Annotated in this window: 4 protein-coding genes and 1 pseudogene; 3 read left to right on the top strand and 2 right to left on the bottom strand. The window is 40.4% G+C overall.

All coding sequences use genetic code 11. The annotated features are described in order from the left end of the window. Window positions 1–126: 126 nt before the first annotated feature. Window positions 127–3249, bottom strand: a complete 3123-nt coding sequence (locus HT736_RS10405) for a DEAD/DEAH box helicase (RefSeq protein ID WP_138702206.1) — start codon at window positions 3247–3249, stop codon at window positions 127–129. 212 nt (window positions 3250–3461) lie between these two features. Next, window positions 3462–4701 (bottom strand): annotated as a pseudogene (locus tag HT736_RS10410) (MFS transporter). 348 nt (window positions 4702–5049) lie between these two features. On the opposite strand from HT736_RS10410, the gene HT736_RS10415 reads away from it, so the two are divergent. The 3 genes from HT736_RS10415 to HT736_RS10425 all read left to right on the top strand — a co-directional run. Then, complete coding sequence (locus tag HT736_RS10415; protein ID WP_054392872.1) at window positions 5050–5727, top strand: tRNA (adenine(22)-N(1))-methyltransferase TrmK; 678 nt, start codon at window positions 5050–5052, stop codon at window positions 5725–5727. Beyond that, a complete protein-coding gene (locus HT736_RS10420) occupies window positions 5714–6511 on the top strand; it encodes a Nif3-like dinuclear metal center hexameric protein (RefSeq protein WP_054392871.1) in 798 nt (265 codons plus the stop codon). Before HT736_RS10415 ends, HT736_RS10420 begins: the two co-directional genes overlap by 14 nt. A 416-nt stretch (window positions 6512–6927) precedes the next feature. Beyond that, window positions 6928–12906 (top strand): YSIRK-type signal peptide-containing protein (locus HT736_RS10425; RefSeq protein ID WP_172931024.1); only part of this gene is annotated, 5979 nt, incomplete at its 3' end.

Below are 12906 nucleotides of genomic sequence, written 5' to 3' on the forward strand. Positions count from 1 at the left end.
TCCAATAGTTTTACTTTACGAATAGTATACAGGAGGTCTTCCATGAGTGATAGATACCTTGTTATGACGCGCTTACAAAAGAACTAGATAGACCCACTAAGTGTGGTTACTCTAGTTCTTTTTCACTTATTCAACACCCAAGATTTCTTTAATATCATCAACGCTCAGATTGCTTCTGCTTTCTTGTCCTTCAAGGACGGTGTTGAAGAGTTCTTTTTTACTTTCTTGGAGTTCTTGTATTTTTTCCTCTATGGTACCAAGTGTGATAAGGCGATAGACATCGACTTGTTTGGTCTGGCCAAGGCGGTGGCTTCGACCGATAGCTTGCATCTCAACTGCTGGATTCCACCAGAGGTCACAGAGGATGACGGTATCAGCTCCTGTTAGATTAAGTCCTGTTCCACCTGCTTTTAGGGAAATGAGGAAGCAGTCTTTTTCCCCTTGATTGAAAAGATTGACCATTTCTTGACGTTTATCTGAAGGTGTTTGTCCTGTTATTTTAAAGTGAGACATTTCTTTTTTCTCTAGTTCTTGCTCAATGAGATCAAGCATAGAGGTGAATTGTGAAAAGATAAGTGGTCGTGACCCTTTTTCACGAATGGTGTCTAGGAGCTCGAATAAGCTGTCCATTTTTCCACTATCCCCTTTGTAGTCTTCTAAAAAGAGAGCAGGGGTATTACAGATTTGTCTAAGTCGGGTTAGTCCTGCTAAGATTTCAATTTTATGACGTTTAATCTCATCAGCGCTGGCTCCTGAAACCATTTCTTGCATGCGTCGAAGTTGAGCTAGATAGAGCGTTTTTTGTGAACTGCTGAGTTCATTGCTGTAGAGGTGCTCGCTCAGTTCAGGTAATTCTGTCAGAACTTCGTCTTTTTTCCTACGCAGGACAAAAGGTTGAATCAGTTTAGCAACGAGTTGAGGTGACAATTTTGAAAATTCCTTTTTACTTGGTAGGAGACCTGGTAATACTATCTGGAAAATAGACCAAATCTCTTCGAGACGGTTTTCAATAGGAGTTCCAGATAGGGCATAGCAGGTTTTGACATCAAATTCTCTTAAAGCTTGTGCTGTTTTGGTCTGACTATTTTTTATCATCTGTGCTTCATCTAGGATGAGGTAGTCGTAAGACTGCTTTTGATAGTGTTCAAGGTCAGAACGAAAAGATGGGTAGCTTGTAATAGTGATAGTAGCAGATTTTTCAATTTGTTTGATACGCTCAGTTTTGCTACTATAGGCTACTTCAACCTGTTTGTGAGGTACAAATTTTCGGAATTCTTCCTTCCAATTATAAAGAAGGCTGGCTGGAGCTAGGATAAGAGCTTTCTGGTCTGGTTTAAGGTTGGCTTCCAGAAGAGTGATGGTTTGCAAGGTTTTCCCTAGACCCATGTCGTCTGCCAGGATTCCCCCAAAATGATAATGATCCAGCATACTCAGCCACTTGACTCCGTCTTTTTGATAGGAGCGGAGTTTGGCCTTGACTTCATAAGGCTTGATATCAAATTCTTCAGGGTGGGTCAGGTCATAAGCCATCTTTTTGAAATCACGAGAAAAATTGACATGTTCATTGTCTTTGAAGGTTTCAGAAAGGCTAAAGGCACGAGATTTGTGCATCTTGATTTTTCCGTCTGAAAATTTAGCGCGAAGATCTTGGAGGCTTTGGGCAACCTTGAGACTTTCATCGTCAAAGACTAGAACCTTTCCTTGCTTGGTTTGGTAGTGGCTTTCTTGATTCCATAAAGCTTGGATAGCCTTTTCAACCTCATCTTCTGAAATCGTAGAAAAATCAAACTGAACTGAAAGGAAGCCTTCGTCGTCAAAAATGTCAATGACAGCAGGATCTTCCACTAAGAGTTTTTCAAGCGATTCATCTAGTTGAACTTGACCCAGAGTACGAAAACGGGGTAGTTCTTTTAGGAAGAAATCAACGATTTTGATTTTGGAAAGACTATGAAATTCCTCTTTGAAACCAGCAGAAAGCAGTTGATGATAGATTTTTCTAGCTTTGCTAGCTTGGTAAGTATAGGGGAGGGTTAGGAGATCTTGTTTAGAATGGACTTGTTTTTCTCCAAAGGACCACACCATGTTGAGGGCAATTTCATTTCTAGTTTTGGAGAAGGCAAAGGTGGGGATAAAGTCATGGATTTGTAATTCATCTGGAAGACTGATAGGAACATAGTTTGAGATGATATTACAGATTTGCATAAGTTCAGCCTTATTTTCCTGTGAAAAGATAAGAGGAGAACTTTCTTGATAATGATAGATCCAAGTAGCTAATTTATCCAAAAAGTAACGGTGTTCTTCTTTGATGATGTGGAAGTGATTGTGTCGAATCCAAAGTTTTTCTTGAATAATGAAACCAAAATAAGCTGTATTGATGATTTCATAATGGTTATTAGACTTGACAACTTTAAAAATTTCCTCTTCCGGGATAAAGGGACTATCATCTAAGAATATAAGAGGGTATTCGGCTTTTGAGGTTACATATTGGAAGACATCCAAAGCTTGAAAAAGTGGGACGAGGTCGTTTAAATAGCTAACAGGAGTCTCTAAATAGCGTCCGCAATCTCTAGGGCTAATGCCATAACTGAAGTTGAAATAAGAATGTTCATTTCTATCGATGAAATATTTTTTGATATAGAGGAGTAGGTTTTGGGATGCTTGATTAAACTGATCTAAGGATAATCTGATTGTCCCGATTTTCTGTGAAACAAAGTAATCTTCCTCTTGGAAAATGAGAAAAATGAAGTGAGCTATATCCTTGATAACATAGGTACGAGAAGCCTGTTCTACCTGTAGTTTTAAGGTCCATGCTAGGCTATGATTTCGGATTTCGACTTGTCCATGAAGGGAAAGTGAAGGCGCCACCGCTTTTTCTTCTACCAGTTCATCTTGGAGTTCATCAGATGGCAAGGTAGGAATCAGTTGGCTGGCAAAACTTGGTTTATGACTCGCTTTACCAATGCGTTCTTGAATAGCTTGGGGGAGGCTACGAAAGTAGAGATCCATGGCAACCCAGTGTTTACAGACTCCCTGATTTTGGAAATCTTTACATTCGCAATGAAAGCCAGTCAAATCGAAGTGCTCCATACTGGTCAGGATGTTGGGTTCCAGATGCATGGAAATACCATCATAGGTATTGGGGTGCTTAAAATATTCTTTATTTTCAGTATCAAAATAGTTTTTTATCTGTTGGAAAATAGTTCGTCCATCCATTCTCATACGAGCAGGGAGTCTATCGGGAACCGCCATTGAAGTAACCTCTATTCTAATTATTCTTTCCTCTATCTTATCAGATTTTATAGGAAAAGAATAGACTTATCTTATATAAATTGCATCTTGATAGGGATTGGAAACATTTGTAGTTGCCAGATAGTTGTATGTAATATCGACAATCAATTACAAGGAGCTTACGATTCCACAGAAACTATCAAGTGAAAACTGACCTATCTATAACATTCTAGCTAAATTTCTTCTTGGTTTGGTAAGTTTTTCATCTGGTGAACTAGATAGGCTGCTATAAGTAGTAAAATTATAAGAGCAAAGGCAACAACTTCAAGACCAACACTTGTTGCAAGAAATACGAGAGCAAGGGATAGGACAGCTGGGATAAGCAAGTTGATAACATTGATGGAGGATTGAACTGATCCCATTAACTCCTCAGGAATGATTCCAAAAATCATGGCTTGCAAGCGAGGACTCAATACTCCTGCCGAGAAAGCATCACCTGCACTTCCTAGTAAAATAAGTAAAAAACTTCCACGTAGAAAACCTATAACAATGAGAGACTCCATCAATAGACTCCAATAAATATTCAGGCGAATAGAAATTTTTTTAGATAGAAATCCACTCAGAAGTCCACCTAAAATAACATGAAGAAGGCTTATCATTATCAAAATTGCCAGACTTTGCCCTGTTGACAAACCCATAAAAGGATGGTGAATCAGTAGAATCGCACTGACAGGCTCTACCATCATCAAAACAGCTTGACTAATGGACAAAATCCAAAGCAAGACCATGACATCTCCCATAGTCATCAATAATTTCATTGACTCTTTCAAATGCTGGAAAAAGCTACTCATTCCTACATAAGGAGGAACTTCGATTTTTTCTTCCTCTTTTTTCAAGCGGTTTCGAATAAGTAGACTTCCTAGAAAGGCAAATAAAAAGGTTAAAACATTTACAAAAGCTAGAGTAGAAATGCTAAACAGTCCTAAAAATACTCCTCCGCTGAGATTACCTATCAAACGTACAATGGAACTCGTGGACTGCCTAAAACTCATAGCCTCCGTCATATCATCGTTTATTAGCCGTATGTAAATCGGTGTCAGCATGTATCCTGCAAGAAAACCAATCGTATCTGAAATCAAGTTCATACTGCAAATAAAGAAAACAGAAAAGAGAGAGAAGTCGGTACTTGTCAGGAGCAAAGTCACTCCAGAATAAAGGAGGACTTTGATAAAGAGGATAGAAATATACTTGCTAATTCGATTTTTTTTGAAAATCAGCTATAACTCCAGTAAAAAGTTGCAAGACCTGTGGAATGGTTTCTGATAGGCTAATCAAAAATATAGCTAAGGGAGCAAAGGCATAAGAAGAGACATAATTGATAAAAGCTAAGTAAAAAATAGTATCTCCAAAACTTGAAATCCACTCATTTACTGTTAGCTGACGAAAAGCTCGATTTTTAAGAAAAATATGCATATTAATCTCCTTATAATAAATTCTAGAAAGCATAGAGCAAATTCGTGGTTCGTCTGACTAAATTTCCTATCTAAATACTACCTTCAAATATAAAATTTAGTGAAACTTTTATCTCCTCTAATCTTCTAAATATATTTTAGTGTACATTTTTTATAAAGTAAAGACTCTTTTGAATAAATTACCCATTTTTTGACAATTCTGTAAATTTCTGAAAAATATTTCAAGTGAATCCATCTATTACCTTAGGACATTGAAACTTCTTTCGCCAGAGGTGCTTATATTACTGGAAAGTTGAAGATTGAAATGTGGTATAATAAGAGGTAATAGAGTTTTGGAAAGTGAGATAAGATGATTTCAAAGAGATTAGAATTGGTGGCTTCCTTTGTGCCACAGGGAGCCATTTTGCTAGATGTGGGAAGTGACCATGCTTATCTGCCTATCGAGTTGGTTGAGAGAGGACAAATCGAAAGTGCCATTGCAGGTGAGGTCGTAGAAGGTCCCTACCAGTCCGCGGTTAAAAATGTTGAGGCTCACGGCCTAAAGGAGAAAATCCAGGTTCGTTTAGCCAATGGCTTGGTAGCCTTTGAAGAGGCAGACCAAGTGTCGGTCATTACCATTGCTGGTATGGGCGGTCGTTTGATTGCCACTATATTAGAAGAAGGCTTGAACAAGTTAGCTAATGTAGAACGGTTGATCCTCCAGCCCAATAATCGTGAAGACGACTTGCGTATCTGGTTACAAGACCATGATTTTCAGATTGTAGCAGAAAGCATTCTAGAAGAAGCTGGCAAGTTTTACGAGATTTTGGTGGTGGAAGCAGGCCAAATGAAACTATCAGCCAGTGATGTTCGATTTGGCCCCTTCTTGTCCAAAGAAGTCAGCCCAGTCTTTGTCCAAAAATGGCAAAAAGAAGCTGTTAAGCTAGAGTTTGCCCTCGGACAAATCCCAGAAAAAAATATAGAGGAGCGTCAAGTTTTAGTAGATAAAATTCAAGCCATCAAGGAGGTGCTCCATGCTAGCAAGTGAAGTAATTAACGCATATGAAGCCTTTTGCCCTCAGGAATTTTCCATGGAGGGAGACAGTCGTGGTCTGCAAATTGGCACTTTGGACAAGGAGATACAAAGTGTCATGGTTGCTCTCGATATTCGTGAAGAGACGGTAGCAGAGGCCATTGAAAAGGGTGTGGATTTGATTATCGTCAAGCACGCGCCGATTTTCCGTCCCATCAAGGATTTGGTAGCTAGCCGTCCACAAAATCAGATTTACATTGATCTCATCAAGCATGACATTGCAGTTTATGTCAGCCATACCAATATTGACATCGTTGAAAATGGTCTCAATGACTGGTTCTGTCAGATGCTAGGAATCGAGGAGATAACTTATCTTCAGGAGACAGGTCCTGAACGTGGAATTGGACGTATTGGGAATGTTCTGACTCAGACCTTTGGGGACTTTGCCCAGTATGTCAAGCAAGTATTCGGCCTAGATAGTCTTCGAATGGTGCATTATCAAGAGAATGACTTGCAGAAACCTATTTCAAGAGTGGCCATCTGTGGTGGAAGCGGGCAGTCATTCTATAAGGATGCTTTAGCTAAAGGAGCGGATGTCTATATCACTGGTGATATTTACTACCACACTGCCCAGGATATGTTGTCTGATGGCTTGCTGGCATTGGATCCAGGTCACTATATCGAAGTGCTGTTTGTGGAAAAAATCGCAGCACTCCTTACTCAATGGAAAGAGGAAAAAGGTTGGGAACTAGAGATTTTACCTAGCCAAGCATCGACCAATCCTTTCCACCATATCTAGTTAGAAGGTGAAGACAATGAAAAATTGTACTAGTATAGTTATGGTAAACTGAAACTACACTAGTACAAATGTGATTCTGAGACATTGTTGAGACTGGATTTTTTTGTAAAACTTATACCCGAAATTTTATAAATAAAAAAATACAATAGTCCTCGTTTTTTGCAGTTTAATCAAAAAATCCAATACATATAATTAGAAAGATAACAATTTGCCATAAAATACTCTAAAAACAGAAAAAATTAAATGTTTTTCCTTGCAAAATTCGGGGGGGGGGGTGGTATAATTGCTACTAGACTGTATACTCTTCATAGGAGGTATAGTGGGGTAAATAGTCGTAAGTTGCTATTTAATATTATTGTCAATTGAAGAGGAAAATGACATGTTCTCTTCAATCATATCTTTAAGGAGAAAGAGTTATGGATTTTAGAAAGTCTAACAGAGAAAAGGTCTTCCGTTACTCCATTCGTAAGTACCACTTTGGTGCCGCCAGTGTTGCGGTTGCCGCATTGATGTTTTTTGCCAACGGTGCAGTAGCAGCGAGTGAGACAGTCACTCCAGCTACAACTAATGACGTGGTCGCTGGATTTGATGGTAACCCTGATGGGGCTCTGCAGGAGTCGGATGAGGGAGAGTCGAAGGAGGTTGTACTTGAGCAACTTGCTGAAGGCAAGATCACAAAGGAGATAAAAGGGCAAGGGAGGTCAGCGGAAGGATCTAATCAAGGACAGACAGTAGCTGCCCCTAAAACTACTGGAGTAGACTCTAGCCAGCCAGAGTCTGTTCAAGAAAGTTCTCAGGTGAGAGAGAAAAGGGCAGGATCTGCTGACACGATAGCAGCCAAAACAAGCAGCACTGGAGTCCTTCAGCCTCGGGTGCTCAAAGACAGCCAGTCTGACTATGACCCTATTCCACTTGACGATGATGAGGATGATACAGAACAGGATGAACAACCGTTAAACACTCCGGTGACAACAGCGATTCAACCTCGTTCAAGAGGAAGCAGACAAGAAGTTCCTTCAGGCTACATAGCTGTGCCAAGTAATGCTTATGTAGATGGGATCAACTACTTTTTAGAAGATGGACATGCAGGTTCACCTTATGCCCGTGGAACCTATGTCTATGGTTCGCAACGTTCAAGAGCATATTGGGACGGAAAAGAGTTTCGTATTCCGGAAGCGAAAGATTTTATCTACGGGATAGTCAAGAAAACAGAAACTGGTTTTAAATGGGAGATTGATATCAATAAGGGAAAAGTAGGACGGGGTCCACACCACTACTTATCAAATACTTTTTGGTTTACCCTACCTAAAAACCACACTGTAAAAGCAAACTCAGTAACTATTTCTCGTTATGATCATAGGACTGGTGGCACCACTGCTACTAGTGGAGATGCAGGTAACGGAGAGGATCAAATCCTAAAGGCCTTACAATCAGCTGATGGAATTAGTGATGAAAAGCAGGGGACTGTTGCATCAACAGGAGCGGCAGCAAAAAGTGGAGGTTATGGTTATCGGACGGATAGTCTGGATGGCTTAGCCAAGGAAGAAGTTAACTGGTGGGTGCAGAAAGGTTTCTACTACCATGCTGATAAAAACTTCCCAACTGAAGTTGAGAAAAAGGCAGCTTCTAAATACTCTGGTATCAAAAATGAAACCGAGAAAGTCTACACCTTCTCTTTGGACGGAGGACGTGATGATAGCTACCATTTGACCTTTGAGACGACTTCCCCAGATACGACTTTCCGTAATCTCTATTACGCCTTGGGTGTTAAAGGGTTTAGGCTGTCAGGGAAATCAGTTAATCGCTTGCTAGTCAATCAGTGGTACGGTAGAGCTGCCGGTGAAGGAGACCAGGCTGAGAAGTATCCGGCTCAGTTGGAAGGGAATGGCTACTATCAGATTGTACAAGGGCAAATTTGGCAGCCGAGAAATAATAATGTATCAACAACTCCAGGTAACTCTTCATCTTTAATTGCTAAAAGCGATGGAGGCATTGACCTTGAATCTTACTTTAAAAATAGGGATAAGGTAGGGGATAATGCTGAATCACATCCAACTTCTTATAATCTTTTTAAGGACGGCGTCAAAGTTGAAAACAATCAAGAGGTTGCAGACACTATCGTCAATACTCCGGGAGTGAAATCTTATCTTGTAGAGCGAATCTTTGCTGACGGTTCTGGTGAATTGGTCCAGTTAAATTTTGTTGTGAAACCGAAAAAACCAAGTTTAAATACTGATTTGGAAAAGCAAGCAGGGATGATAAAGGATATCACTGCAACTAACGGAACCAAAGGTGTAGAGATGGTTCTCTACCATGACGGAAAAGAAGTAGCAACCAGTATTGCTGGTGATGATGGAAATGCAACCTTCAAAAATGTTGTTATTACAAAAGGTTCTTATACTGTCAAGTCACGTGTTTCAGGTCAGTCTTATTTGACTGCAGAAGGCAAGCGAACTTCACTCTTAGAGTCTGAATCATCAGATGCTAAAGTAGCCAACTACGATAGCAGTCAGATTCGTATTGGGTTTGGACAAAGTGGAGAGGGCGGAGCAGCTTCTAGCTTGGAGACAAGTAAGTATAAAGCACTATATCTTGACAGTTATACTGGAAAGCAACTACAAGTGCTGGTTCGAGTTCCAGGTGGTAAGTCTATCAAAAATATTGAAGTAACTGATTTAGAAAAAACGGGCTTGGTTCAGGGTGGAGTGGAGCCTGAGGGTTTCCTAAGTAGTACGACGCCATTAACAGGAACTATTAACAAAACCAATTCAGGTATCCATCAAATTACTGTTACGGTTACAACCGCAGATAATACAACCAAGACAGAAAAACTCTATCTATACATTCCATTTACGAAACCGACTTTTGCAACAACAGCTGAGAGTTTGAAAGGAAAGACTACAGGAAAACCGGTCATCAAAGCAAACTCTGGAACAAAAGGAGAAGCAGCAAATATTCCTGATAAAGCAAAACTGAAAACCTTCTTGGTTAAAGGTGGGAATGATGTGGATGCTGTAGGCACAGGTGCTTCTGATAATAAGCCTAAAAAAGCTACTGGCTATACTATTCTTGCTAGTGGTGATGTTAAGGCGGATGGAACAGTTGAGTTTACTCCTGATAAGTATAGACAAGAATTGGTGGGGAATGAGGAACTTCGTCTAGTTACGGCAGTGGTTAAGGAAGGTACAGATGAACCTGTTTTAGACTATCTTGTATCACCACTATCAGAATCGCTTAAACTAGAACTTCCTACAGAAGCTAGCCGTGACTTTGTAAGCCCAGCAGAAAAAGTTACCGTTGAAAATCCAAGTAGTCTAAATCAAACCGAGAAAGATAAGCTAAAAAAAGCTATTGAAGATGCTAATCCAGGATTTAAAGTTGAAATAACAGATGATGGTAAGGTTCAGGTGACCAGACCGGATGGACAAAAGGAAGAAGCTGCTGTTAGTGATTTTGTGAAACAAAGTGGGCAAGCAGATTCTGCAGATGATTCGACTTCTCCAAAAGAAATCCAAAAACCAACTGAAAAAGTGAAGGTAGCTAATCCAAATAAGCTAACCAAAGAGGAATTGGAAAAGATTACTCAGAAGGTTCAGGAGAAAAATCCTGGTGCTACTGTAAACGTTGGGCAAAATGGAGATGCCTATGTTGTACAACCAGATGGAACAAGTGGCTTGATTTCCCACAAAGATTTGTTGGAGCTGACAGAAGAGCAAAAAGAAGCTGCAAAGAACCGTAAACCGTTAGTCAACCCAGAGCAGAAAGTACCTGTAACCGATCCAGAGAAACTAAATTCTTCAGATATTGAAAAGATTAAGAAGGCTCTACAAGCTGCTAACCCAGGAGCGACTGTTACAGTGGATAGTGATGGAAATGCAACTGTTACAAGTCAGGACGGATCAGAAAGTAAGTTTATCTCACGAGATGACTTGGTTACAAAAGTGACGGTCCAAGCGCCTCAATCTCCAACTATCTCACAAGATAAAGAAACTCTAACGGTAACATCAATGGTAGGTCAAGACGAAGCTACTAAGGTTATGCTTACGTATACAAATGCTACTGGACAAGAAAAAACTGTTGGTTTTACTAAAACTGGTAGCAACTGGAATAAGGATGACGCCAATGCAGATAGCACAATTTCGATTATAAATGATGAAAATGGACTGGGCAAAATCCTAATCCAAGCTGAAACAGCAGAAGCAGGTTCAACAGTTACAGTTAAGCAGCAGAAGGACGGCTCTGACTTTAGTATAGCAGCTACTACTAAGGTTTTAGGAAGATTAGAGGATGTAAGTGGTATAGCCCAACCAGATGGTTCGGTTGTAATTACTGTACCGCAGGAAGCTACTGAGTTTGATTTGACTTATCATAATCAAACTAGTAATCGTTCAGAAACACAACATTTTAGAAAAACTGATCAAGGATGGAGTGCTGTTGCAGGAATTACAGCTAGTGGCAATAGCTTTACCCTTCCAAAAAGTTTAGTAAAAGACGGGACGGAAGTTGCGGTAAAAGCTTCTAGCGCAACGAAAATTTCAGAGACTAAACGAATTAAGGCTAAGTTTGAACAACCGAGTGCAACAACTAGTGCTACACATCAAAATGGAGATGTAGAAGTTACATTACCGACAGATGCAGAAAAAGTGACCTTAACTTATAAGAACAAACAAAATACCAATGCCACAGTAACACTGGTTAAACGAGGAAATAATTGGAGTTCTTCAACAACCTTACCAGATGGTATCAGTCTAGCAAATGGTAAGGTTACACTTGACTATACAAAAGTGAACAGGAATACAAATATCACAACAGCCTCTACTAGAGGAAATGGCGATGTTGAATCTCAAGCAAATAACCAAAATCATCCTATTCCAGAACACACAGCTCCGACGACTAAGACGATTACAAAAGTAATCGGTGAAAATCCTACAAATGCAGAGTTACTTGCTGCTGTAGATGTAGCTAACAAAGCATCAGCTGTACTGAAAGAAGGAACACAGTATCCAACTACAGTAGGGAACCATACTCTTGACGTTGTTGTTACTTATACAGATCAAAGTACAGAAAACGTAAGAGTAACGTATGTGGTGAAACCAGCAGACAAGACAGCTCTAACGCAAGCGAATAACGACTTAGCAAGCGAAGTAGCAAGTCAACCAACTACAGATGACAAGCCACAAAGCAAAGTTGACGCATATACTAAAGCAAAAGAAGCGGCGGATAAAGCAGTGGAAGCAGCGAAAAAAGTAATAGCGGACGACAATGCGACACCAGAAGCTGTACAAGCAGAGCTAGCGAAAGTAAACGCAGCCAAAGCAGCCTTGAAAGCGGCAGAAGATGCCGTAACAACCGCAGCGACAACTACAGCGAAAAATAAACTAACTGAGGATAAATCGAAGTTAGATGAAGCTGTAAGTACAGAAGGTAAGACACCAGAAAGTATTCAAGCATACGAAGCCGCTAAGAAAGAAGCAGAAGCAGATGTTGCAACAGCGAAGGAAGCAGCCAAAGCAGTATTAGCTAAAGGTGACAATGCGACAGCAGCTGAAATTCAAGAAGCGCAAGAAAAAGTAACAGAAGCGCAAGGTAAGTTAGACAAAGCGAAAGAGCAGTTAGTCGACAAAGCAGACAAGACAGCTCTAACGCAAGCGAATAACGATTTAGCAAGCGAAGTAGCAAGTCAACCAACTACAGATGACAAGCCACAAAGCAAAGTTGACGCATATACTAAAGCAAAAGAAGCGGCGGATAAAGCAGTGGAAGCAGCGAAAAAAGTAATAGCGGACGACAATGCGGCACCAGAAGCTGTACAAGCAGAGCTAGCGAAAGTAAACGCAGCCAAAGCAGCCTTGAAAGCGGCAGAAGATGCCGTAACAACCGCAGCGACAACTACAGCGAAAAATAAACTAACTGAGGATAAAGCGAAGTTAGATGAAGCTGTAAGTACAGAAGGTAAGACACCAGAAAGTATTCAAGCATACGAAGCCGCTAAGAAAGAAGCAGAAGCAGATGTTGCAGCAGCGAAGGAAGCAGCCAAAGCAGTATTAGCTAAAGGTGACAATGCGACAGCAGCTGAAGTTCAAGAAGCGCAAGAAAAAGTAACAGAAGCGCAAGGTAAGTTAGACAAAGCGAAAGAGCAGTTAGTCGACAAAGCAGACAAGACAGCTCTGGTAGTAACGCCAGTAGCAGACCCAGCGCATTTAACAGAAGCCGAAAAAGCCAAAGTTAAAGAAGCCGTTTCGAAAGCTAACCCAACAGCCACCAACGTAGTTGTAAAAGACAATGGAGACGTAACTGTCACATTACCAGATGGAACAACTAAAGAAATTCCATCGACAGAAACCGTAGAGAAATCTAAGGTAGAGGTAACGCCAGTAGCAGACCCAGCGCATGGA

This window comes from Streptococcus sp. 339, from assembly GCF_013277285.1.
GTDB lineage: Bacteria > Bacillota > Bacilli > Lactobacillales > Streptococcaceae > Streptococcus > Streptococcus pseudopneumoniae.